This is a genomic window from Sporomusaceae bacterium, from assembly GCA_031460455.1.
Taxonomy (GTDB): domain Bacteria; phylum Bacillota; class Negativicutes; order Sporomusales; family UBA7701; genus Anaeroselena.
Map to the genome: position 1 here is coordinate 426,757 of JAVKTQ010000002.1, position 23,131 is coordinate 449,887.

Here is a 23,131-nt window from a genome sequence, read left to right on the forward strand (position 1 = left end):
AGGTCGTGCGGCTCGGCGACGGCCCCGAGTATATCGGCCTCGGCCTGTTGCGGCTTTCCGCCGGCGCCGTCCACAAGGCGGCGACCGCCGGCGAGGAGGTTGTGCTGGTGGTTTTGTCCGGTGTGTGCGATGTCGCGGCCGGCGCGGCCGAGTTTACGACGGTGGGCGGCCGCAGCGACGTTTTCGCCGGGCGGGCTTCGTCGGTGTACGTGCCGATCAACACGGCGTACAGCGTGACCGCCGCCGGCGGGCGGCCCGTGGAGGTGGCTGTGCTGTCGGCCAAGGCCGAGCGCAAGTTTTCGCCGTTCGCCGTGCGCCCGGACGAGGTGGTTGTCGCCCACCGCGGGGCGCTGAACTGGCAGCGGGATGTCCACGATATCGTCACAGGCAACGCCGACGGCCGCGTCGACCGGATCATCGTCGGCGAGACGTTTGCTTATCCCGGCCAGTGGTCGAGTTATCCGTCCCATAAGCACGACGTCCACGAGCCACCGCACGAGGGGCTGTTCGAGGAGATATATCTGTTCAAGGTCAAGCCGGCGGGCGGGTTCGGCGTGCAGATAATGTACAGCGACGACCTGTCGCTCCGGGAGGCTTTCATGCTCAAGGACGGCGACGCCGTTTTCCTGCCGCGGGGCTACCATCCGGTGGGCGCGGCCCCCGGCTGCCAGTTGTATTATCTGTGGGTGATGGCCGGCCCCCACGGGCGCAAGCTCGTGCCGCGGGACGACCCCAACCTGGCCTGGCTGCAGAACGTGCCCCCGATGCTCAAATAGCCTCAGGCACAGGGCGGAAGCCGCGGAGGCTTCTCCGTTTAAATAAATATATATATCTAGGGAGGGTCAACATGAACAAGAGAACCATCGCGATCCTGGTAGCCGTGCTGTTCGTCCTCACCGGCATTTTCGCCGGCTGCGGCGGCGGCGACAAGAAACCGGCCCAGCCGGCCCAGCAGCAGCTTGTGCTGAAACTGGGCGAAACCCATCCCCCCGACTACCCCACCACCCTCGGCGACAAGAAATTCGCCGAACTCGTGACCGAGCGCTCCAAGGGCCGCATCAAGGTCGAAGTTTATCCCTCGTCCCAGCTCGGCGAAGAGAAAGCCGTCATCGAGCAGGTTCAGCTCGGCGCTATCGCCTTCACCCGCGTCAGCACCGGCCCGATGGCCGAGTTCTACAAACCGATGGGCGTCTTCTCGCTGCCCTACATTTTTAACAGCGGCGACCATATGTGGAAATTCCTCAACGGCCCGGACGGCCAGAAGATGCTCGACGGCCTGACCGCCTCCAAGTTCATCGGCCTGTGCTACTTCGATCCGGGCGCCCGCAGCTTCTACTCGACCAAGCCGATCAAATCCCTCGAGGACATGAAGGGTCTCAAGATCCGCGTTATCCAAAACAAGATCAATATGGACCTCATGCAGGCCCTGGGCGCCAGCGCCACCCCGATGCCGTACGGCCAGGTGTTCAGCTCGCTGCAGACCGGCGTTATCGACGGCGCGGAGAACAACTTCCCCAGCTATCTGACCGCCAACCACTACCAGGTGGCCAAGTACTACCTCGTCGACACCCACCAGCGGGTGCCGGAAGTGCTCGTGATGAGCAAGGTCGTCTGGGATAAGCTCTCCGAAGAAGACCGCAAGCTTATCAAGCAGGCGGCCACCGACGCGGTAGCCACGCAACGCGACCTGTGGAACAAGTTCGAGAAGGAAGCCGAAGGCAAAGTGAAGGCCGCCGGCTGCACCGTCACCGAAGTCAAAGATCTCAAGCCCTGGCAGGAAGCGGTAAAACCGATGATCGCGAAGTATCGCGCCGATTACGGCGAAGTGCTTGACGCGATCGCCAAAGCTGCCAAGTAATTACTGAAGCTTATCGATGAACCGGCCGACTGGCGGCGCTCCCCCGGAGGGCCGCCAGTCTTGCCGATGCTAAGAAGTTTGGGGGTGACCCGCGCGTGCAAATGCTCAAGATGGTGCTTACAAGGGCGGATAAAATACTCGAAGGGTTCGCAATTCTCAGTCTGCTGGCGATGATCCTCATTGTGACCATGCAGGTTTTCACCCGAAAACTGTTTAACTTCGTCTTCTTCTGGTCGGAGGAAATCACCCTTCTCCTGCTGGCCTGGTTTTCCTACATGGGTATCGCCATCGGCTTCCGCGAGAAGCTGCATATGAATATGGACATGATCGAGAATTACGTGTCAAAACGGGCTATCTATTTCATGGACAGGATTATCGACGTGTCGACTTTCGCTTTTGGCCTTTATCTGATTATCGCCGGCTGGGATTTTACTCTCCTCATGCACGAATCCACCCTGCCGGCAACCAAGCTGCCGAACAGCCTGCTGTACGTCGTTATGCCGCTGACCGGCGTGATGACCTGCGCCTATTCGGCTCTTCAGTTTTTCGGCTATGACATCCGCCGCTACTCCGATGTGGAGGAGGAAATAAAGCAAAATGATGCCTGATCAATCAATTGCTATCTGGATACTGGCACTCAGCTTCGTCGTCCTCCTCATCCTGCGTTTCCCGGTTGCCCTGACCCTGGTGTTTTCGTCCATTCTGACGCTATGGTATCTCGAAATCCCGCTGGTGGTCGTCGGCCAGCAGATGATCCAGGGGATAACGATTTATTCCCTGCTAGCCATTCCTTTTTTCATCCTTACCGGCCAGATCCTCGGCGAGGGCGGACTGGCCAATAGGATCGTCAACCTGGCCAACCTGTTCGTGGGCCGCATCCGCGGCGGCCTTGCCCTGGTAAACAGTGTGGCCTGCATGTTTTTCGGCAATCTGTCCGGGTCGGCGGTGGCCGACGCGTCGGCCATCGGCTCGGTTATGATACCTTTAATGAAGAAGAAGGGTTACGCGGCCGATTACTGTGTCGGCGTCACCATTTCCTCCGCCATCCAGGGGGTTGTCGTGCCACCCAGCCACAATCTGGTGCTGTACGCCATCGCCGCCGGCGGGGTGTCGATCAGCGGCCTTTTCCTGGCCGGTATCGTTCCCGGCATCATCCTGCTGTCGTCCCTGATGCTGACAAGCTATATCATCGCGGTGAAAAAAGGCTATCCCAAGGGCGACCCGATCGAAAAGGGCCAGATACCCGGCATCCTCTTCCACGGCTTTTTGTCCTTCACGCCGGCGATCATCATCCTCGGCGGCATTATCACCGGCTGGTCCACGGCCACCGAATCGGGCGCTCTGGCAGCCGTTTACTCCTTCCTGTTGGCCTTCTTCGTTTACCGCGAGGCGTCCCTGAAGCAGATGTGGCCGGTGCTTGTCCGCACTTTCCGGACGGTGCTGATGGTATTTTTCCTGATCGCCGCTTCGCAGGCGTTCGGCTGGGTCATGGCTTATCTGCACCTGCCGGATCTCATCACCCAGTGGTTCCTGTCGGTGTCCGACCAACCGTGGGTCATCTTGCTGATGATCAACATCCTGCTCCTCATCCTCGGCGCGCCGATGGATATGGCGCCGATGATCCTCATCCTCACCCCCGTCCTGCTGCCGGTGTGCAAGGCGATCGGCATGGACCCCATCCATTTCGGCATCGTCCTGATCTTCAACGCCGGCATGGGACTGCTGACCCCGCCGGTCGGTACGGTGCTGTTCGTGGGCTGCGCCATCGGCAAGGTGTCGGTGGACGCCGGCACACGGGCGATGATGCCGTTTTTCCTGGCCATGCTGGTGGTGCTGTTTATGTTGACGTATATACCGGCGCTGTCGATGTGGCTGCCCAATATGTTTAAGTGACGATACTTTTGGCAGAACGTTGATAACCCCTATCTGCGTCGTTGGTCCTCAGAGCGTTTGCTAGCGTACTTCCGTGTACGCGTCGCGGCACGCTCTTCCGGTCCGCCTAGCATCTAGGGGTTCTGAACGTCCTGCTCGCCAGCCCTTCGTGGGCTTAAGGAGGTACGTTTTAATGCCTAAACTTACGAAAAAACTGCTGGACGGGAGTTTCCGCTTTCCGCCGGAGATGGATTTGCCCGCCTATCCCGATAATCTGCCCGAGAGGGTGATCCAGTTCGGCGAGGGCAATTTCCTGCGCGCTTTTGTGGACTGGATGTTCCACCGTCTCAACAACAGCGGCCAGTGGGGCGGCCGGGTGGTCGTCGTGCAGCCGATCGCCGACGGACTGGCCGATCGCCTGAACGGGCAGGACGGCCTGTATACGCTGGCCCTGCGCGGCCTGCAGGACGGCCAGCCCACCGAGGATCTGTCGGTGATCGGCGTTATCAGCCGCGCGTTGAGCGCTTATAGCCAGTGGGACGAGGTGCTGAAATGCGCCGAGAACCCCACCATCGAGTATCTGATTTCCAACACGACCGAGGCGGGCATCAGCCACGATCCCGAGGACGGGCCCGAGCTCGCGCCGCCGGTGTCTTTCCCCGGCAAGGTGACGGCGTACCTTTACAGGCGGTTCCGCCATTTCGGCGGCGATGCCGGCAAAGGGATGACGATCATTCCCTGCGAGCTCATCGACCGCAACGGCGACGTGCTGAAGAAAGTGGTGCTGCGCTACGCCGCGGAGTGGAAGCTGCCGGCGGAGTTCGCCGCCTGGGTGGAAAAGAGCAATCTGTTCCTCAATACCCTCGTCGACCGGGTGGTGACCGGCTATCCCCGCGACGAGGTTGCGGCGTTCGCCAAGCGCCTCGGCTACGAGGACGGCCTGCTGGATACGGGCGAACGCTTCCACCTGTGGGTGATCGAGGGCCCGGCCCGCCTGGCGGAGAAGCTGCCCTTCACCCGCATCGGCCTCAACGTCATCTGGACGGACGACATGACCCCGTACCGCACCCGCAAGGTCCGCGTATTGAACGGCGCGCATACCGCCTCGGTGCCGGCCGCGTTCCTCTACGGGCTGGATACGGTGGGCGAGATGATGGACGATAAGGTGACGGGACGGTTTGTCCGCGAGGCGATCTATGAGGAGATCATCCCCGCTTGCGGGCTTGACAAGGATATGTTAAAATCGTTTGCGGACGCGGTCGTCGAACGGTTCCGCAACCCTTACATCAGGCATTATCTGATCAGCATTCTGCTCAATTCGGCGTCGAAGTTCAAGAACCGCGTCCTGCCGTCCATCCTCGACCACCAGGAGCGTTTCGGCCGCCTGCCGCAGCGCCTGGTATTCAGCCTGGCGGCCCTGATGGCCGTTTACCGGGACGGGAAGATCAACGGTGCGGTGATGGAAGCCCGCCGCGAAAAGGGTTCGTTCGAGATGCGCGACGACGTGTTCGTGCTTGAGGCGATGGCGGCCGCGTGGGCAAAGTACGACGACACCGACGCCGGCGCCCGCGCGGCTGTGGCCGAGGTGCTTGCCAATACGGCCCTGTGGGGCCAGGATCTTAACAAGGTGGCCGGCCTGAGCGAGGCGACCGCCGGTTATCTGCGCAGCATCTGCCGGGACGGCATGGCGGCGGCGATCGCGGCCGTGGCGGGCGGCGAGCGTCAGTGACGAGAGGAGAGACTGCATGGAACTGATGAGAATTCACCCCAAGGATAATGTCGCGGTGGCGGTTAAGCCGCTGGCTCCCGGACAGGCTCTGGCCGCCGGGTCGACCGCCGTGGTCACGCGCCAGCCCATCCCCGCCGGCCACAAGATCGCCATCTCCCCCATCGCCGCCGGCGAGAAGGTCGTGAAGTATGGTTTCCCGATCGGCACGGCCCAGGCGGACATCGCCGCCGGCGACTGGGTCCATACCCATAATTGCAAGACCAATCTCGGCGAGCTGCTGGAGTATACTTACGAACCTGAGGAGACGACGCTGGAGAGCGCCGGCCGGGGCGAGTCCTTCATGGGCTACCGACGGCCGGACGGCAAGGTGGGGACGCGCAACGAAATATGGATTATCCCCACAGTGGGCTGCGTAAATCAGAACGCCCGCGTGATCGCCGAGGTGGCCGGGAAGCTGCTCTGCCAGGAGAATATCGACGGCGTCCATGCTTTCACCCACCCTTACGGCTGTTCGCAGCTGGGCGAGGATATCGCCAACACCCAGAAGATTCTCGCCAACCTTGTGCGTCATCCCAACGCCGGCGGCGTCCTTGTCCTCGGCCTGGGGTGCGAGAACAACCATATCAGGGCTTTCAGGGAAATCCTCGGCCCGGTGGCCGCTCAGCGGGTGAAGTTTCTCGAAACCCAGGGGGTCGATGACGAGATCGAGGCCGGGGTGCAGATGGTGTCGGAGCTGGCGGCGTATGCCGGCGGCTTCAAACGGACCCCTTGTCCGCTGTCCGACCTGGTTGTCGGCCTGAAGTGCGGCGGCTCGGACGGCTTCTCCGGAATCACCGCCAACCCGCTTGTCGGGCTGTTCTCCGACCGCCTGGTGGCGAGCGGCGGCACGACGGTGCTGACCGAGGTGCCGGAGATGTTCGGCGCCGAGACCATCCTGATGAACAGGGCCAAGGACAGGGAGACGTTCGCGAAGATCGTCAGCCTGATAAACGATTTCAAGACGTATTTCACCGCCCACAATCAGCCGGTGTACGAGAATCCCTCCCCCGGCAACAAGGACGGCGGCATCACCACGCTGGAGGACAAATCGCTCGGCTGCACGCAGAAGGGCGGCTATGCCGCCCCGGTGGTCGACGTTCTCCAGTATGGCGAGGCGGCCAAGGCGCAGGGCCTCAACCTGCTGAACGGGCCCGGCAACGACCTGGTGGCGTCGACGGTGCTCGCCGCCGCCGGCTGCCAGCTGATTCTGTTCACCACCGGCCGCGGTACGCCGCTCGGCACCGTTGTGCCGACGGTAAAGATCGCCACAAATAGCGACCTCTTCCGCCGCAAGAAGAACTGGATGGATTTCGACGCCGGGCGGCTGCTCGACGGCGTCGCCAGGGAAGAACTCGCCGGCGAATTCTTCGCCTATATGCTTAATGTGGCGTCCGGACAGACGACCAAGGCGGAGAGACTTGGGTTCCGCGATCTGACGCTGTTCAAGAACGGCGTAACCGTATAGTTACGGCCGTTCAGCAACACCCATCTGCGGCGTTGCTCCTCAGAGCGCTTGCTAGCGTACGCAACCAAGTACGCGTCGCGGCGCGCTCTTCCGGTGCGCCTTGCATCTGGGCGCTTCTGAACGGCCTAAGCCAAAAACATATAATCGACACTCCTTCGCGGCATGCCTTCGGGTGTGCCGTTTTTTTGCCAAAAAGTGAAGCGCGCCGTGCGGCGCGCTTCTTGTCTATTTCAGTCTATTTCAGCCCGAGGGCGGCTTTGACCTGGCCGACTTTGTGGCGGCTGACCGGGATCTGCTGGCCCTTGCAGTCGTCCATCCGCAGGAAGTAGGTGCCTTTGAACCAGGGGATGACTTCGACGACTTTATCGAGGTTGACGATGTATTGGCGATGGACGCGGACAAAGGCGGTTCCGGCCGCCCTGCCGGCGGTCAGGAGGCTTTCGATTTCCTGCATGGTGAGAGGGGCGGCGTACTCGCCCTGCTTTGTGAGGACGTAGACGGCTTTTTCGCGGACCTGGACGAGGGCGATGTCTTCTTTATTGAGAGGGACTATTCTGCCGCCGGACAGCACGCATACTTTGCCGGACGGTTCTTTGAGCGCTGCGGCCGGCCGCGCGGCCAGGCCGCGCACTTTGCCGAGGACGGCGGCGATTTTGGCTTCGGTGACCGGCTTGGTGACATAGCCGACAGCCGGGGTTTCGAAGGCGGCCAGGGCGAATTCGGGGTGGGCGGTGATGAAGACGATGAGGGGCGGGTCGCGCAGGACGCTGAGACGGGCGGCCATCTCCAGGCCTGACATGCCGGGGAGGCTGATGTCGAGGAAGACCAGGCGGGGGCTGTTGGCGGCGATGTAGTCGAGGGCGGCCGGCGGCTGCTCGAAGCGCGCGACAACTTTGACGTCCGGGTGGCCGCCGAGCAGGTATTCGATTTCCTCGCAAATGGGCGGTTCGTCGTCGACGATTACGGTTGTGAGGATCATGCCGTATTCCTCCTCTCAAGGGGGATGCGGATGGCGGCCCGGGTGCCTTGGCCCGGCTCGCTGTCGATGGTGAGGCCGTAGCCGCTGCCGTAGATGCTGGCCAGGCGCTTGTGGACGTTTTTAACGCCGATGCCTTCCTCGCTCGTGAGCAGGGTGGCGAGTCTGGCGGACGGGATGCCGACGCCGTTGTCGGTTATTGTTATCAGCAGGTCGTCGCCGTCAGCCCCGGCCCGGACGGTCAGCCGGCAGTGGCTGAGCTTGGGGAACAGGCCGTGTTCGAGGGCGTTTTCCACCAGCGGCTGAAGGGAGAGGACGGGGACGCGCACCGGACGGACGGCTTCGTCGACGTCGATGTCGACGGTCAGCCGGGAGCCGAAGCGCGTTTTGGCGATCTCCAGGTAGGCGAAGATGCCGTCGATTTCGTCGCCGAGGGGCGCGAAGTCGTCGCGGACGGTGAGGCTGCGCTGCATGATGGTCGCCAGGTGGGCGAGGAGGGTGCGGGCGGTCTCGGGCTTGGTGCGGCAGAAGGACATGATGGCGCTGATGGTGTTGAAGAGGAAGTGGGGGTTTATCTGCGCCTGGAGGGCTTTGAGCTCGGCTTTTTCGCGCAGTTTTTTCTGGTTGTCGACTTCGGCGAGCTGTATCTGGACGGACAGCAGGTTGGCGATGCCGTCAACGAGACGGATGTCCATGGCGGTGACGGTGCCCGCCACCGCGCGCGACAGCTTGATGGCGCCGACTGCTTCGCCGTGCGAGAAGAGGGGGGCGGCGACGCCGGAGCGGAGCGGGCAGCCAGGCACCGAGCAGCCGCGGGCCTCGGGGGTGTCGATGACGATCAGTCGCTGCTCTTCGAGGACTCTGCGGGTCGAGGCGGTGCTGATCGGCTGCCCGGCGGCGTGGTGGTCGTCGCCGACGCCGATGAAGGCCAGCACCTGCTCACGGTCGGAGATCGAGACGGCGTCCATTTTGGTCAGCTCGTAGATGATTTCCGCCGTTTTCTGCGCCGAGGACGGGGTGAGTCCCTGGCGCAGGAAGGGGAGGGTGCGGCTGGCGATCTCAAGCGAGATTTCGGCGGCCTGGGCGCTGTGAGTTTCGCGCGTTTTCTGGATGTCTTCGATTATGATGATGAAGATGACGGTGCCGAGGATGCTGACGAGGGTGGTGGGGACGGCGATGACCCGCTCCAGCGCCCAGGCGGCGTCTAGCGGCCCGAAGAGGAACACCAGGCTTTTCTGGACGATTTCCCCCGCCAGGGCGACGGCCGCGCCGACTTTCCAGTTGAGGCGGTGGATGCCGAGGCGCGAACGGACAAGCCCGGCGAGCAGGCCGCCGATGACGGCCGAGAGGCCGCAGGCTTCGGCGGTGAAGCCGCCGAGCGAATAGCGGTGCAGGCCGCTGATGGCGCCTACGGTGAGGCCGACCCACGGGCCGCCCATGATGCCGCCCATCAGCGCTCCTACCAGCCGGGTGTTGGCCAGAGCCCCCTCGACGGGGATGCCGCTGTACGTTCCCATGATTGACAGCGGGGCGAAGATGGCGACGAGGGTGACGAAGCACCGTCCCCGCGTGGGGGTGTGGACGCAGTCGCTGATGAATTTGTTGCGCCCGATGAGGTAGGCGACGATGGCAATCAGCGCCCCGTCGCACAGCAGGTCGAGAAGCATGGCGGTGTCCATGGGCCACCTCGAAAACACGGATTCTATGGAGATTGTTTTCTCCGTTTTTCCGCTAACACCTTCCCGGATTGTTTCGGAGTGGATTTATGACAAAGCCGAGACCGTTCAGGGAGTTCATCTGCAAGGCGCACCGGATAAGCAGACACACAACGCTTTAGCGTTGATGTGATCGCTTATACCCGCAAGGGTGCGAACACGACGCAGGCGTACTCGGTCGTACGCCGAGGAAGTGTTCGAGGAGCAACGCAGCAGAGGGGCTTCCTGAACGGCCTCGTGGAAAAATTTATTCTTTTTTCCAAACCATGAAGGAGATTAGCAAACGATGGCGAAGAATGATTATATAGCTCATCAATGATGAGTAGCAACCGTCCGATACGCCGGAGGTGGAGAACATGCCTAATATCACCGAACAGATAATGGACGCTCTGGATGTGGAGACTTTCTTCGTCTGCGCCACCGAGGAGGAGGGGCGCAGTCTGATGCTAAACCTGCTCAAGTCATGGGGCTTCACCGACGCCGATGTGGTATTCGCCCAGTACGAGGGACCGGGGGTCCGGGTCAGGGGCCGGGCGTACGTTTACCGGCCGGCCGACAAATACCGCTGGCTGCTCCGCGAAGCGGCGCCGCAGGAGGGCTGATAATGAAAAGAGTGCTGCTCGCACCGCTCGACCCGGTGCATGACATCGGTCTGAAGATCATCGCCCGCGGCCTCGAAGAGGCCGGCTACGAGACTATCCTCCTCCCGCCCGACCTGACGGAGGAGGAGATCATCGACAGCGCTCTCCGCGAAGGGACGGGGACGCTGCTTTTAAGCCGCACGCTGGGCTATGGCGTGGCCGAGGTCCTCGCCCGCTTCGTCGACCTCGCCGACGCCGCCGGCGTCCGCGCCAAGGTCAAGCTGGGCATCGGCGGCATGGCGATCAGGCAGGAACTGGCCGCCGAGCTGGGTTTCGACGCCGGCTTCGGGCCGGGGACGACGGTGGAGGAGGTCGTGTGCTTCATCGAGGGGCGGGAGTATAAGCCCGATCCCACGCGGTACGCGAAGGTGAAGCCCGACATGACGGCCGGCTACGGCTACGGTTACCGCCACGCCGGCATCGCCGGCAAGCTCGAACGCATCAGCGCGATGATTATGGACTGGGTCAAGGACAAGACGTCGCCCGGCGTGGAACGCGCCCGGCTGCGCGATGAGCTGTGGGACGTCAAGAAGTGGCGGGCCCGCCAGGGCGACGGCGAGCTTTACCAGCACTATTCCGCCCTGTGCGGCGATATCCCCAAAAAGTATTACGCCAGCGGCGAGCTTCATCCCAAGACGCGCCGCTTTACAAAAGCCGAGGTGGAGGGCCTGGAGAAGTACCTGGCCGACACCAAGGACCGCATGTCGGTCCGCAAGCTCCAGCACACCCGCAAAAAGCCGCTCGTGTTCGTCCAGTACGGCACCGGCTGTCCGTTCATGGATATCGGCCACATCCTCGCCAGCGAGGCGTGGGGCGCCGACGGCGTCGTGCACTTCGACCCCTCGTGGGGGGCGCGTACCGAGGGCTTCCTCGACGGCTTCCTCACCCACCAGGAGGACGGTACGGTGATAACGCCGGCCAACTTTAACCGTATCAAGGGCGCCCTCGAGGATTCGACGCTGTGGCAGGTGAGAGCCCACCGCGGCCTCAACACCCCGGAGACGGCGGTGCTGGCCGGCAAGATGGGCGCCGATCTGACGAAGATCAATTTCTGCTACGGCGCGCTGGGGGCGGGGACCGATCCGGCCCGCATGGTGGTGGACGGCTACCACACCATTCTCTACGCCAAGAAGTACAAGCTGCCGTTCGATATCGTGACAAATGAGGAGCTGTGCGGCGTGCCGGCCCACAAGGCGTTCGCCGGCATGCTGATCGTCGCCGACCTGGCGGTGCGGCTCGGCGGCCGCCCCATCCTCCAGCCGCTGTTCGCCTATTCGCCCGAGGTGATGGTCGGCGGTCTGATGACAGATAACTACATCGACTTCAATGTCGCCAAGATAAAGGCCCTCAGGGGCATCATCGACGCCCCGCTGTGGCCGGGCGCGCCGATCGGCTTCCTCACCCACACCGAGGATCGGGTGCAGTCGGCGATGGCCACCGCTCTCCACGCCTGCCTGGCAAGTTCGCTGGCGGTGGACGCCATCTCGATCGCCTCCACCGACGAAGCCTATTCGGGCGGACCGATCTCCGCCCCCTCGCGGATCGATACGCTAAGGGCCGTCCAGGAAGGGTTCCGCTTCTTCGGCCAGGCCGGTATTAGTCCCACGGCCATGGCCGACAGCTACGCCGACGAGTTGGTGGCCGGCATCGAGAGCGTGCTGGACGAGGTGGCGGCGAGCGGCGATTTCGTAGCCGCCATCCACAAGGGCGTCCTCGGCAGCCGGGCGGAGGGGGCTTATCCGGGGAGGACCGGCAAAGACACCGTGACCACGGTGAAAAAATAGGAGGAACCGTTCATGAAACAAGATCCCTACGCAGCCGGCAAATTCACTTCCAATCCCTACGCAGCCAAGACCGATGTCGCCGGCGTGCTGACGGTCGTGCTGAGAGGGAAGATGGAAGACCGCGGCCTGGAGCTTATCAAGCCGATATCCCGCTGCATCAGGCGGCACGACATCCACGAACTTATCCTCACCGACGAGCCGGACGCCAAGCCCGGCAGCCGTGTGGACCGCATAGCATACCTCGGCTTCGCCGCCATCGAGGACGGCGGCGTGATCGTCGCCGGCGACGGGGTTTACCTCGCCGGACGGCTGGTCGGCACCCTGGCCGGCTTCGACGAGACCCATATGCCCAACCACCTCAACATCGTCATCCGGACCACCGACCGGCTGGCCGACGGGGTGGAGCAGGGGGCCGAGCTGGGGATGCCGGTGCGGTTTACCGTCGCCAGCAGGGATGAGAAATAGAAACCGGTTCAAGCCGGGGAGGTGACCAAAATGAGTGTGGAAGAAAAAATCAAGGAGATGGGGCTGAGCCTGCCGGCGGCTCCAAAGCCGGTGGCGGCTTACGTGCCGGCTGTAGCGACCGGCGACGGCTATGTGTATACCTCCGGTCAGATTCCGTTCGTCAATGGCGAGCTTGTCTTCAAGGGCAAGGTCGGCCGCGAGCTGGACGAGGCCCAGGGCTACGCGGCGGCGCAGGTTTGCGCCCTCAACTGCCTGAGCGTCATCAAGGCGGCGATCGGCAGCCTGGACCGCGTCGAGCGGGTGGTGAAGGTGACGGGTTTCGTGGCCAGCGCCCCCGGCTTCAATGCCCAGCCCAAGGTGGTCAACGGCGCATCCGAGCTGCTGGGCAAGCTGTTCGGCGCCGCCGGGGAACACGCGCGGTCGGCGGTGGGAGTAAGCGAGTTGCCGCTGGATGCCGCGTGCGAGGTCGAAATGATTGTCAAGGTTAAGTAAATAAAAATCACAATTACTAGGAGGAGAAAGACATGAGCAAATTCAAGTACAAATTCCAGATGTACAAGAGCCTGCAGGCCAACATACCTGCCATTTACGCCGACGCCAAGAAGGCCGCCGACGAGCTCGGCATCCCGCAGGAAATCCGCGGCAAGTTCGGCATGACCGGCGGCATCTCCGGCTGCCCGGCGCCTCTGCGCGACGATATCATGAAAGCCAGCGAGGAAGCCGCCAAGACTGTAACGCCGCTGGCGGTGATGGTCGACCAGATCCGCGAGCTTGTCAAGGATATCTACGGCGACGAGTACGACGCCGCGCCTACCAGCACCTGCGAAGCCGGCCTGTGGGTCGCGTTCGATTCCCTGTTCACGCCGCCGGCGATGGGCCGGGGCGACAACTACCGCGCCCGCTACATCGCCCCGTACGAGAAGCATTTCCACCACCAGGGCGGCTACGGGCGTCCCTTCCCCGGCAAATACAAAGACCTCATCGCCGACCGCGGATCGACCCCCGGCGAACTCGGCTTCTACGGCAAGCGCCAGAACAACCTCGACACGATCGTCGTGCCGGTGGCCGGCGCCGAATATCCGGTGCACGGCATCAAGCATCACCCCGTCCCGCTCCTGACCAAGGTCGACCCTGAGGCGACCTATGTCGAGATGAAGAAAATCGCCGAGCGGCACGCCGCCATGTTCACCGGCATGACGTCGCTCGCCTACGAGACCCCCGGTTACGGCTATGGCGCCAAGGACAAGGACGGCACGCCGGTCCTCCAGAAGCTGTACGCCAAGCTGTGCAAGGAGTACAACGTCCCCTACGTGCTTGACAATGCCTGGGGCGTGCCTGGCATCGGCCACGACATCCGCAAATCGGGCGCCGACGCCATCATCTACAGCATGGATAAGGCGAGCGGCGCGGCCACCAGCGGCCTGATCATCGGCAAGGAAGACATCATGGTGCCCATCCGCCGGGCGATGGGCATGCACGGCGACCGCTGGGGCACCGGCGCTTCTTACGGCAAGGCGGCTTACGTGACGTTCGATCCCGGCAAGGAAGCTCTGGCCACCCAGATCCAGGTTCTCAAGGTGCTGCGCGACAACCCCGAGGTTTACACCAGGGCGGTCGACGATCTCTTTGACGTCGTCAAGGAGGAATTTGCCAAGATTCACCCGAAACTGAAAGCGGGGATCATTATCAACAAATCCTACAACTCCCGCGCTGTCGAAGTGAACTACGAGGGCACGTGGAAGGACGGCGAGCTCGGCCTGCCGATCTTCTCGATCGAGGATATGTATTCGGGCACCAATATCTTCCAGAGCGGCATGGCGCAGATGGGCGTCATCCCGACGGTGGCCTACGACGGCAATATCTACATCTCCCCCGACCTCGGCACCACCGACAGCAAGGGCAACCTGCTGAAGGACGTAATGCGTTACGGCGTCCAGGCGCAGGTGAAGTTGATCGAGATCGTCGCCAAATACGCGGGAATCATCTAGGCGGTTGCCTAAACCGAAAGATTAAGGCCGACTAGAAGGCCTCAGATGCAAGGCGCACCGGAAAAGCGCGGCACCGTTCCCTCTGCGACCTAGTTTCTAAGACAGGTATGCACAGGCATATTCAACGGTATCGTAAGCGTACTCGGAATGTACGCAAGCAAGCGCTTTGAGGAGCAACGCCGCAGATGGGGCCTTATCGGCGACCGAAGCTAAGGAGGGACTTACATCATGGCTAAAAAAGTTGTCATTGTCGGCGGCGGCTGGGCCGGCTGCGCGGCTGCCCTGGCGGCCCGCAAGGCGGGCTGTGCGGTCGAGCTGTTCGAGCGGGCCGATATGCTGCTCGGCACCGGTCTGGTGGGCGGCATCATGCGCAACAACGGACGCTTCACCGCCACCGAGGAAGCCATCGCCATGGGCGGCGGGAACCTGTTCGTGATCGCCGACGCCAACTCGCGCCACAAGAATATCGAGTTCCCCGGCCACAAGCACGCCAACCTTTATGACGTTTCGACCATCGAGCCGGCCGTCCGCAAGGCGCTCCTCGCCGCCGGCGTGACCGTGCACCTCCAGGCGAGAGTGCGCGATATCGAAGCCAAGGACGGCGCCATCACCAAGGTTTTTGCCGACGTGTTCCACGGCGAGCCCATCGAGGCGAGCGGCGACGCCTTTGTGGATGTGGCCGGCACCGCCGGTCCGCAGGGCAACTGCATGAAGTACGGCAACGGCTGCGCGATGTGCATTTACCGCTGTCCGACCTTCGGGCCGCGCTTCTCGATCGCCGCCAAGGCCGGGGTGAAGGAAATCCTCGGCGAGAAGGCGGACGGCACCTTCGGGGCAATGAGCGGCTCGTGCAAGCTCCACAAGGATTCGCTCTCGAAGGAAATCCAGGACAAGCTCAACGCGACCGGCGTGGCCATCATCCCCGTGCCCGCCAGCCTCCAGAAGGATATCGGCTCGCTGGCCAAGAAGGCCTGCCAGCAGTACGCCCTGAAGGAGTTCGCCGAGAATATCATCCTCCTCGATACCGGCCACGCCAAGCTGATGACCTCTTACTATCCCCTGGACATCCTCCGGCAGGTGCCCGGTTTCGAGAACGCCCGCTTTGAAGACCCGTATTCCGGCGGCATCGGCAACTCGATGCGCTATCTGGGGATGCTGCCGCGCGACAACGCCCTCAAGGTCGAGGGGCTGACGAACGTGTTCTGCGGCGGCGAGAAAGCCGGCCTGCTTGTCGGCCACACCGAGGCGATCATCACCGGCACGCTGGCCGGGCACAACGCCGCCCGCGCGGCCTGCGGCCTGGCGCCGATCGAGATTCCCGCCAGCCTGGCCTGCGGCGACGCCATCGCCTTCGTCCGCAGCCAGATGCAGACCAAGGTCGGATTGACTAAGAAGTATACCTTCTCCGGGTCGGTCTACTTCGAGCACATGCAGCAGGAGAAGCTCTACACCACCGATATCGCCGCCATCAAGGCGAGGGTTGAGAAGGCCGGCATGAGCGGCGTCTTCGACCGGCCGGTGTGCTGACTGACGGCAGGAAAAGGCGTTCCGGCGACGAATAAGGCATATGGCCCCTAGCAGTTCGAGAGGTGGGCAGACAGATGCTAAGCAAACGGGAAAAGCTGGAACGCGACCTGCTGACGATCATCCGCGACAGCACCCAGCCGGTTGGTTGCGGCCATATCAGCCAGGTTCTGCAGAATTTGGGACACAGCATCAGCGAGGCGACCGTCGGCCGGCTGCTGCGCGACCTGGACAATCAGGGCTTTACCGACAAGGCCGGCTTCCAGGGCCGTTCGCTGTCGGCGCAGGGTACGGCGCGGCTGGACGAGCTGATGAACAGGCAGAAGAGTTTCGAGTGGGGGATCGAGTTCGCCAGTTCGCTGCGCGGCCACACCAAAGGCCAGCTGCTGGAGGTGCTGGTGGCCAGGCGGGCTATCGAAAGCGAGCTCGCTTACCTGGCGGCCGTCAACCGCAGCGATGCGGAGGCCGCCCAACTGAGCGAAATCCTGGAAAGGCAGCGGCAGGCGCTTGACGCCGGCGGCGGCGCGGCCCAGGAGGATGTCGATTTCCACGCCCTCGTCGCCTGTATGGCCGGCAACCGCGTTCTGGGCGCGGCCATCGCCCTCATCCGCCAGGATACCCAGCTTTCGCCCGTTCTCGAGTACATCCGCCGCCGGGTCAAGAGCCCGGTCTACATCGACCACCAGCGGCTTGCCGAGGCGATCGCCGCCGGCCGGGCCGACAGCGCCCGCGAGATAATGGTCGAGCATATCAACAATTTGATGAAGGACGTCGAGAAGTACTGGAAGATGGCCGGCGTTCAGGACAAACAGTGAAAAAGTGGGGCGTGCGTCTATGACTGCATGCCCCATATCCTCGATTAGCCCCCATCTGCGGGTCGCCTGCGAATGGGGGCGTATCAATACTTATTCCCTGGAATATTTTGGGCATTATAAGTGGCGGTACGAAAAACCAGAGGAGGATAACGATGAATCTTGAGCAGTTTCCCCGCCGGCGCTACACCGAAGGACGGACGCCGATCGAATACCTGGGCAATTTATCGCGGGCGGTGGGCGGGCCGGAGATATACGTCAAACGCGACGATTTGCTGGGGCTGACCGGCGGCGGCAACAAGACGCGCAAGCTGGAGTTTCTGGTCGGCGACGCGCTGGCGCGGGGCGCCGATACCCTCATCACCTGCGGGGCGGTCCAGTCGAACCATTGCCGGCTGACGCTGGCGGCGGCGGTCAAAGAAGGCCTGAAATGCCGGCTGATCCTGGCGGAGGCGACCCCCGGCGCCTACCGGCCGGACGCCGGCGGTAATGTCTTTCTTTATCACTTGCTCGGCGTGGAGCGGATAACGGTCGTGCCGTGGGGCGCGGATCTGCTTGCCGCGCTCGCCGCCGCCGCCGCCGAAGCCGCGGACGAGGGACGACGACCCTATATCATCCCGCTGGGCGGCTCGAATCCCATCGGCGCCCTCGGCTATGTCGCCTGCGGGCAGGAGATCGCCGCCCAGATGGCGGCGGCCGGGACGGCCTTCGACAATATCGTGGTGGCGGGCGGCAGCGCCGGCACCCAGGGCGGGCTGCTGCTCGGCCTGAGGAGCGAGGGCTGCCGCGTCCCGGTGATTGGCGTCAGCGTCCTCAACCCACGGGCGGCCCAGGAAAAGCTGGTGTGGGAGATGATCGGGAAAACGGCCGACTATCTTGGTATCGCCAGCCCGGTAATGCGCGAGGAGATCGTGGTGCGCGACGAATACCTCGGGCCGGGGTATACGCTGCCGACCGGGGAGATGGTGGCGGCGGTCAGGCTGCTCGCCGGGACGGAGGGCATCCTCCTCGACCCGTCGTACACCGGCAAGGCGATGGCGGGGCTGATCGACCTGGCCCGCAAAGGCGTGTTTCCGGCGGGAAGCAGGGTGTTGTTCCTGCATACCGGCGGTTGGCCGGCGCTGTTCGCCCATCCTGAGCTGTTTGTATAGAGTCGGCCGCCCAGCAGCCCCCATCTGCGGCGTTGCTCCTCAGAGCGCTTGCTAGCGTACGCCCGAGTACGCGTCGCGGCGCGCTCGCACCCTTTCGGGTATAAGCGAGCACATCAACGCTAAAGCGTTGTGTGTCTGCTTATCCGGTGCGCCTTGCATCTGGGGGCTTCTGAACGGCCGCGGCAGTTCAGGGAAGGACCGGGGAAGAAACGGATGAGGGAAGCGCCATGCCGCGTTATTTCTCTCAGAAGGAATCCGGTCGAGCGGTGGGGAATTTTGCCGTAAAGGGTAATTAAAGGGTGGGTTGCCATGGATTATGAGCTGGCTTTGTGGGCCGGGTACTCGGCCCTGGGCTTCCTGACGGCGGCGGCGTGGTATTATCCCCTCCACCGGCTGCGCGAACATCTGGCGCGCAGGGACTCGCCGGCAGCCAACGGCTGGCTGCGGACGGCCGACATCGTAGCCCGCGCCACCCATCCTTATCTGTCCTCGCTTATTTCTCTCGCCGCCGCGTACCATGTCTTTGTTATGCTGCTGACCCGCCCGGCCGGCCTCAAGACCGGCTCCGGCCTGCTGGTGTCGGCGGCGGTGGTGTTCATGGCCAATTCGGGTTGGCTGCTCAAATTCCGGCCGCAGGCCGGGAGGGTGCGCCGCGCCCATCGGTTTGGCATGGGCGTTCTCGCCGGTTTGGCTGTTATCCATTTTTTTCTCTGAGCGGGCGTTACTTTCTCCGCGGGCCGGCGTTTATACAGGTGAACGGGTAGTCAATACATATTCGAGGAGGATTCCGATGTTGAAACGCAGCCTTGTTATTCTGACCTTGCTGTCCCTGCTGACCGCATGCCTGGCCGGCACAGCTTTCGCCGCCCCCGCCGAAGGGGCCCGCACAATCAATGTTACCGGCCACGCCGAAGCGACGGTGGCCCCAGACATCGCGTTCGTCACCGCCGGCATCATCACCACCGGCGCGGACGCCGCGACGGCCCGCGAGGACAACGACCGGACGATGCGGCGGATAATCGACGCCCTTGCCGCCCAGGGCATCGCCAAGAGCAATATCGCCACATCCCAGTTTTCCCTGCAGCCCATCTATAAAAGCGACGGCAAGGACGGCTCGCCCGGGGCTATCACAGGCTACCGCCTGCAGAACAGCGTGACTGTGAAGGTGGAGGACCTCGGCAAGATCGGCCCGGTGATCGATGCCGCTTTCGCGGCCGGCGCAAATCAGTTTCAGGGTCTGCGCTTCGCCGTCAAGGACGACGGACGGCTGTACGACGAGCTGCTGCGCAAAGCGGTGCAGGACGGCCGCCACAAAGCGTCGGTGATGGCCGACGCCCTCGGCGTCGCCCTCGGCCAGCCGCTGTCGGTGACGGAAGCCGGTCGCTATATGCCGGTGCAGACCGACGCCCTGCGGTCGTTCAAAGCGGCGGGGGCGCCGATCGAGGCGGGGACGCTGACGGTGAGCGTGGACGTGAATCTCGTCTTCGGGATGTAAGGGTAAGGAGTGTCGTAAGAGACGAACGCAGCTTCCCCGGCCATAACGGCCGGGGAATTATTTTCTTTTCGAGGACAAATTATCCTTTTGCCGGCAGGAATAAAAGGGAAAAAAGCGAATAAAAATAAAATAAGAGTATGATTATTTGTATGCCGGGACATATAATGTACCAGCGGGACAAATGTTATCCCGGAGGAGGGCGCCAGTGGAAAAAGCAGTCGCCTTGCACCGCAGGATCGCCCCCGAGCTGATCGGCGTGATCGAAGACAGGTTCAATATCCTCCGCCAGATCCAGTTCGCCCAGCCGGTAGGACGGCGGGCGCTTGCCGTCGCCCTGGGCATGGGCGAACGGGTGGTGCGGGCCCAGGTGGATTTTCTCAAGGCCGCCGGCCTGATCGACTTCACGCCCCTGGGGATGTCGGTCACCGACGAGGGGCAGGCGGTGCTCGACGAACTGGCCGGGTATGTCAGGGTCCTCCACGGGTTTTCCGCCCTGGAGGAGGAACTGGCCGACCGCCTGGGGGTGCGGCGGGTGGTGATCACCCGCGGCGACGCTGACGCCGACCCCGCCTCGCTGCGCGAGCTGGGACGGGCCGCCGCCGGAGTACTCGGCGGGTATCTGGGAGATAATATGACCGTTGCCGTGAGCGGCGGGTCGACGATGGCCTGGGTGGCCGAGGCCGCGTCCGCGGCGGCGCGGGATGTGACGATCGTGCCGGCCCGCGGCGGCCTGGGGGAGAAGGTGGAATACCAGGCCAACACCATCGCGGCCGTCATGGCCGGCAAGCTGGGCGGCCGCTACCGGCTGCTCCACCTGCCCGACGGCGTGGGCGGCGAGGCTCTCGATGTGCTGCTCGCCCACGACGCCAACCTGCGGGCCGTCGACGAGCTTATCCGCCGGGCGGATGTCGTCCTGCACGGCGTCGGCTTGGCCGAAGCGATGGCGGCAAGGCGCGTCATCGCACCGGCGCTGATGAACGAGCTCAGGGCGCGGGGGGCGGCGGGCGAAGCGCTCGGCCAGTACGCCACGATTGGCGGCGAAATTGTTTATACAACCGACAGCATCGGGTTGCGCCTCGATGATCTCAGCAATGTGGGACGGGTCATAGCCGTGGCCGGCGGCCGTAAGAAGGCGGCCGCCATTGTGGCGGTGACCGCCGCCGGCAGCCGCGACGTGCTTGTCACCGACGAGGGGGCGGCCCGGGCTATCAGGGAAATTATAAAGCGCTGACAAAATAAGGAGGAATATATCATGGCAATTAAAGTAGGGATCAACGGTTTCGGCCGTATCGGCCGCAACGTGTTCCGAGCGGCGCTCGGCAATCCGGCGCTGGACATCGTGGCTGTCAACGACCTGACCGACGCGGAAACGCTGGCCCATCTCCTCAAGTACGACTCGGTCCACGGCACGCTGGCCGCCGAGGTCGAAGCCAAAGAAGGGAATATCGTCGTCAACGGCAAAACGATCAAGGTGCTCGCCGAGCGCGACCCCGCCAATCTCCCCTGGGGCAGCCTCGGGGTGAGCGTGGTGGTCGAGTCCACCGGCCGGTTTACCGACGCCGAGAAGGCGGCCGCCCATCTCAAGGCCGGCGCCAAAAAGGTCATCATCTCCGCCCCGGCGAAGGGCGAGGATATCACCATCGTCATGGGCGTCAACGATGCCAAGTACGACCCAGCCAAGCACCACATTGTCTCCAACGCTTCCTGCACGACCAACTGCCTGGCGCCGTTCGCCAAGGTGCTGCACGAGAAGTTCGGCATCAAGCACGGCATGATGACCACCGTTCACTCCTACACCAACGACCAGCAGATCCTCGACCTGCCCCACAAGGATCTGCGCCGGGCACGGGCCGCGGCGATGTCGATCATCCCGACGACCACCGGCGCCGCCAAGGCGGTCGCTCTGGTGCTGCCCGAACTCAAGGGCAAGCTCAACGGCTTCTCGCTGCGCATTCCGACTCCCAATGTTTCGATCACCGATCTGGTGGTCGAGGTGGAGAAACCGACCACGGTCGAAGAGGTCAACGCCGCTCTTAAGGCAGCCAGCGAAAACGAGCTCAAGGGCATCCTCGGCTACTCCGAAAAGCCGCTCGTATCCCGCGACTACAACGGCGACCCCCGATCCTCGATCATCGACGCGCTGTCGACGATGGTGGTGGACGGCTCGCTCGTCAAGGTCATCTCCTGGTACGACAACGAGTGGGGCTATTCGAACAGGGTCGTCGATCTCGTGGCTCTCATCGCCAAGAAGGGAATTTAACGGAAAATTAACCAGCTATTTCCTTTCGGAAAGAGCAATTTTCTGATAGGATAAGGGTAAAACTAGGCTTACGTCTGCGCCTGAAGGCTCGGCGCAAGCCGAGTTTTCTTTTGAGGCGCGTTTGCGTCATTAAGCCTTAGGGGTTCTGTGGAGGTGTGCGAATGAATAAGAAGACCATCCGCGATATCGATTTTGCCGGCAAGAAGGTGCTGGTACGGGTGGACTACAATGTTCCGATGGACGGCGGCAGTATCACCGACGATACCCGCATAAGGGCGACGCTGCCCACCCTGCGCCACCTGCTGGCGAAGGGCGCGGCCGTCATCCTCGCCAGCCATCTCGGCCGCCCGAAGGGCGGTCCCGCCGCCGAGTTCTCGCTTGCGCCGGTGGCGAAACGGCTGTCCGACCTGCTCGGCATTGAGGTGCTGTTCGCGGCCGACTGCGTCGGCGCGGCGGCCGAAGGCCCGGCCAAGGCGCTGAAGCCCGGCCAGGTGCTGATGCTGGAGAACCTCCGTTTTCACAAGGAAGAGGAGAAAAACGATCCCGAGTTTGCCCGCCAGCTTGCAGCGCTGGCCGATACATATGTGAACGACGCGTTCGGCGTCTCCCACCGGGCCCACGCTTCGGTGGAGGGGATAACAAAGTATCTGCCGGCGGCGGCCGGTTTCCTGCTGGAGAAGGAGATCGACTTCCTCAGCCGGGCGGTTGGCAAGCCTCCCCATCCTTATGTCGCCATCATCGGCGGCGCGAAGGTGTCGGATAAGATCGGCGTGATCGCCAACCTGCTGACCAAGGTCGACACTCTCATCATCGGCGGCGGTATGGCCAACACCTTCCTCGCCGCTCAGGGCTTTTCCACCGGCAAGTCGCTGGTGGAGGAAGATAAGATCGAACTGGCCGGCTCGCTGATCAAGGAAGCGGCTAAGCGGGGCGTCAAGCTGCTGCTGCCGGCCGACGTAACCGTTGCCGACCGCTTCGCCGCCGACGCGGCCGCCAAAACTGTGAGCGCCGACGCCATCCCCGCGGACTGGATGGCTCTTGATATCGGCCCGGTGTCCGCGGCCGCTTTCGCGGCCGCGCTTGCCGGCGCCAAGCTGATCGTCTGGAACGGCCCGATGGGCGTGTTCGAGATGGACGCCTTCGCCAAGGGCACGGTCGCCGTGGCGGCGGCGGTGGCCACATCGGGAGCGGTGAGCGTCGTCGGCGGCGGCGACTCGGTGGCGGCGATCGAGAAGGCCGGTCTGCAGGATAAGATCAGCCATATCTCGACCGGCGGCGGCGCGTCGCTGGAGTTTTTGGAAGGCAAGGTGCTGCCTGGCGTGGCGGCACTCGCTGATAAGTAATAATGGTATGAGAA

The 23,131-nt window shown here is 63.0% G+C and carries 21 protein-coding genes; 19 read left to right on the forward strand and 2 right to left on the reverse strand.

Translation table 11 applies throughout. The features are described 5' to 3' along the window. Window positions 1-5 precede the first annotated feature (5 nt). From iolB to RIN56_06615, 6 genes are all read left to right on the forward strand, one after another. On the forward strand, window positions 6-776 hold the full coding sequence (gene iolB / locus RIN56_06590; protein MDR7866472.1) for a 5-deoxy-glucuronate isomerase: 771 nt from the start codon (window positions 6-8) through the stop codon (window positions 774-776). A 71-nt stretch (window positions 777-847) separates the two neighbouring features. After that, window positions 848-1,858, forward strand: a complete 1,011-nt coding sequence (locus tag RIN56_06595; GenBank protein MDR7866473.1) for a TRAP transporter substrate-binding protein — start codon at window positions 848-850, stop codon at window positions 1,856-1,858. A gap of 101 nt (window positions 1,859-1,959) precedes the next feature. Next, window positions 1,960-2,466: a TRAP transporter small permease gene (locus tag RIN56_06600; protein MDR7866474.1), complete on the forward strand. Its 507-nt coding sequence runs from the start codon at window positions 1,960-1,962 to the stop codon at window positions 2,464-2,466. Continuing rightward, window positions 2,456-3,751, forward strand: a complete 1,296-nt coding sequence (locus RIN56_06605) for a TRAP transporter large permease (protein MDR7866475.1) — start codon at window positions 2,456-2,458, stop codon at window positions 3,749-3,751. The genes RIN56_06600 and RIN56_06605 overlap by 11 nt, the downstream gene beginning before the upstream one ends. Before the next feature lie 172 nt (window positions 3,752-3,923). Then, window positions 3,924-5,459 carry a tagaturonate reductase gene (locus tag RIN56_06610; protein ID MDR7866476.1) on the forward strand — a complete coding sequence of 512 codons (1,536 nt, stop codon included), beginning with the start codon at window positions 3,924-3,926 and terminating at the stop codon, window positions 5,457-5,459. 16 nt (window positions 5,460-5,475) lie between these two features. Continuing rightward, window positions 5,476-6,963: an altronate dehydratase family protein gene (locus tag RIN56_06615; protein MDR7866477.1), complete on the forward strand. Its 1,488-nt coding sequence runs from the start codon at window positions 5,476-5,478 to the stop codon at window positions 6,961-6,963. A gap of 235 nt (window positions 6,964-7,198) precedes the next feature. On the opposite strand, the gene RIN56_06620 is transcribed toward RIN56_06615, so the two are convergent. Both RIN56_06620 and RIN56_06625 read right to left on the reverse strand, forming a co-directional pair. After that, on the reverse strand, window positions 7,199-7,942 hold the full coding sequence (locus RIN56_06620; protein MDR7866478.1) for a LytTR family DNA-binding domain-containing protein: 744 nt from the start codon (window positions 7,940-7,942) through the stop codon (window positions 7,199-7,201). Next, window positions 7,939-9,636, reverse strand: coding sequence for a LytS/YhcK type 5TM receptor domain-containing protein (locus RIN56_06625; protein MDR7866479.1), 1,698 nt, complete (start codon window positions 9,634-9,636; stop codon window positions 7,939-7,941). Before RIN56_06625 ends, RIN56_06620 begins: the two co-directional genes overlap by 4 nt. A gap of 374 nt (window positions 9,637-10,010) precedes the next feature. On the opposite strand from RIN56_06625, the gene RIN56_06630 reads away from it, so the two are divergent. From RIN56_06630 to RIN56_06690, 13 genes are all read left to right on the forward strand, one after another. Continuing rightward, on the forward strand, window positions 10,011-10,256 hold the full coding sequence (locus RIN56_06630) for a hypothetical protein (GenBank protein ID MDR7866480.1): 246 nt from the start codon (window positions 10,011-10,013) through the stop codon (window positions 10,254-10,256). A gap of 2 nt (window positions 10,257-10,258) precedes the next feature. Next, the gene (locus RIN56_06635; protein MDR7866481.1) at window positions 10,259-12,079 is read left to right on the forward strand and encodes a cobalamin-dependent protein; all 1,821 of its coding nucleotides are present in this window, start codon (window positions 10,259-10,261) and stop codon (window positions 12,077-12,079) included. Between the two features lie 12 nt (window positions 12,080-12,091). After that, entirely contained in the window at window positions 12,092-12,544 is a 453-nt protein-coding gene (locus tag RIN56_06640; protein MDR7866482.1) for a hypothetical protein, read from the forward strand. A gap of 30 nt (window positions 12,545-12,574) precedes the next feature. Then, window positions 12,575-13,036 (forward strand): RidA family protein, encoded by a 462-nt coding sequence (locus tag RIN56_06645; GenBank protein MDR7866483.1) that lies wholly within the window; start codon window positions 12,575-12,577, stop codon window positions 13,034-13,036. A gap of 32 nt (window positions 13,037-13,068) precedes the next feature. After that, window positions 13,069-14,532, forward strand: coding sequence for a hypothetical protein (locus RIN56_06650; GenBank protein MDR7866484.1), 1,464 nt, complete (start codon window positions 13,069-13,071; stop codon window positions 14,530-14,532). Between the two features lie 228 nt (window positions 14,533-14,760). Then, the gene (locus tag RIN56_06655) at window positions 14,761-16,059 is read left to right on the forward strand and encodes an FAD-dependent oxidoreductase (protein MDR7866485.1); all 1,299 of its coding nucleotides are present in this window, start codon (window positions 14,761-14,763) and stop codon (window positions 16,057-16,059) included. A gap of 74 nt (window positions 16,060-16,133) precedes the next feature. Next, complete coding sequence (locus RIN56_06660) at window positions 16,134-16,871, forward strand: FCD domain-containing protein (protein MDR7866486.1); 738 nt, start codon at window positions 16,134-16,136, stop codon at window positions 16,869-16,871. 152 nt (window positions 16,872-17,023) lie between these two features. Next, window positions 17,024-18,019: a D-cysteine desulfhydrase gene (locus RIN56_06665; GenBank protein ID MDR7866487.1), complete on the forward strand. Its 996-nt coding sequence runs from the start codon at window positions 17,024-17,026 to the stop codon at window positions 18,017-18,019. 309 nt (window positions 18,020-18,328) lie between these two features. After that, window positions 18,329-18,733: a hypothetical protein gene (locus RIN56_06670; protein ID MDR7866488.1), complete on the forward strand. Its 405-nt coding sequence runs from the start codon at window positions 18,329-18,331 to the stop codon at window positions 18,731-18,733. 76 nt (window positions 18,734-18,809) lie between these two features. After that, window positions 18,810-19,514 carry an SIMPL domain-containing protein gene (locus RIN56_06675; protein MDR7866489.1) on the forward strand — a complete coding sequence of 235 codons (705 nt, stop codon included), beginning with the start codon at window positions 18,810-18,812 and terminating at the stop codon, window positions 19,512-19,514. Between the two features lie 205 nt (window positions 19,515-19,719). Beyond that, window positions 19,720-20,745, forward strand: a complete 1,026-nt coding sequence (locus RIN56_06680) for a sugar-binding domain-containing protein (GenBank protein ID MDR7866490.1) — start codon at window positions 19,720-19,722, stop codon at window positions 20,743-20,745. A 21-nt stretch (window positions 20,746-20,766) separates the two neighbouring features. Beyond that, on the forward strand, window positions 20,767-21,774 hold the full coding sequence (locus tag RIN56_06685; GenBank protein ID MDR7866491.1) for an ArsJ-associated glyceraldehyde-3-phosphate dehydrogenase: 1,008 nt from the start codon (window positions 20,767-20,769) through the stop codon (window positions 21,772-21,774). 161 nt (window positions 21,775-21,935) lie between these two features. Continuing rightward, window positions 21,936-23,117 (forward strand): phosphoglycerate kinase, encoded by a 1,182-nt coding sequence (locus RIN56_06690; GenBank protein ID MDR7866492.1) that lies wholly within the window; start codon window positions 21,936-21,938, stop codon window positions 23,115-23,117. Window positions 23,118-23,131 lie beyond the last annotated feature (14 nt).

What these genes read in the sequence shown, in the direction of transcription:
- RIN56_06595 (MDR7866473.1), top strand. Translation starts at nt 848, where the DNA reads ATGAACAAGAGAACCATCGCGATCCTGGTAGCCGTGCTGTTCGTCCTC.
- RIN56_06600 (MDR7866474.1), top strand. Translation starts at nt 1,960, where the DNA reads ATGCTCAAGATGGTGCTTACAAGGGCGGATAAAATACTCGAAGGGTTC.
- RIN56_06605 (MDR7866475.1), top strand. Translation starts at nt 2,456, where the DNA reads ATGATGCCTGATCAATCAATTGCTATCTGGATACTGGCACTCAGCTTC.
- RIN56_06610 (MDR7866476.1), top strand. Translation starts at nt 3,924, where the DNA reads ATGCCTAAACTTACGAAAAAACTGCTGGACGGGAGTTTCCGCTTTCCG.
- RIN56_06615 (MDR7866477.1), top strand. Translation starts at nt 5,476, where the DNA reads ATGGAACTGATGAGAATTCACCCCAAGGATAATGTCGCGGTGGCGGTT.
- RIN56_06620 (MDR7866478.1), bottom strand. Translation starts at nt 7,942, where the DNA reads ATGATCCTCACAACCGTAATCGTCGACGACGAACCGCCCATTTGCGAG.
- RIN56_06630 (MDR7866480.1), top strand. Translation starts at nt 10,011, where the DNA reads ATGCCTAATATCACCGAACAGATAATGGACGCTCTGGATGTGGAGACT.
- RIN56_06635 (MDR7866481.1), top strand. Translation starts at nt 10,259, where the DNA reads ATGAAAAGAGTGCTGCTCGCACCGCTCGACCCGGTGCATGACATCGGT.
- RIN56_06640 (MDR7866482.1), top strand. Translation starts at nt 12,092, where the DNA reads ATGAAACAAGATCCCTACGCAGCCGGCAAATTCACTTCCAATCCCTAC.
- RIN56_06645 (MDR7866483.1), top strand. Translation starts at nt 12,575, where the DNA reads ATGAGTGTGGAAGAAAAAATCAAGGAGATGGGGCTGAGCCTGCCGGCG.
- RIN56_06650 (MDR7866484.1), top strand. Translation starts at nt 13,069, where the DNA reads ATGAGCAAATTCAAGTACAAATTCCAGATGTACAAGAGCCTGCAGGCC.
- RIN56_06655 (MDR7866485.1), top strand. Translation starts at nt 14,761, where the DNA reads ATGGCTAAAAAAGTTGTCATTGTCGGCGGCGGCTGGGCCGGCTGCGCG.
- RIN56_06660 (MDR7866486.1), top strand. Translation starts at nt 16,134, where the DNA reads ATGCTAAGCAAACGGGAAAAGCTGGAACGCGACCTGCTGACGATCATC.
- RIN56_06665 (MDR7866487.1), top strand. Translation starts at nt 17,024, where the DNA reads ATGAATCTTGAGCAGTTTCCCCGCCGGCGCTACACCGAAGGACGGACG.
- RIN56_06670 (MDR7866488.1), top strand. Translation starts at nt 18,329, where the DNA reads ATGGATTATGAGCTGGCTTTGTGGGCCGGGTACTCGGCCCTGGGCTTC.
- RIN56_06675 (MDR7866489.1), top strand. Translation starts at nt 18,810, where the DNA reads ATGTTGAAACGCAGCCTTGTTATTCTGACCTTGCTGTCCCTGCTGACC.
- RIN56_06685 (MDR7866491.1), top strand. Translation starts at nt 20,767, where the DNA reads ATGGCAATTAAAGTAGGGATCAACGGTTTCGGCCGTATCGGCCGCAAC.
- RIN56_06690 (MDR7866492.1), top strand. Translation starts at nt 21,936, where the DNA reads ATGAATAAGAAGACCATCCGCGATATCGATTTTGCCGGCAAGAAGGTG.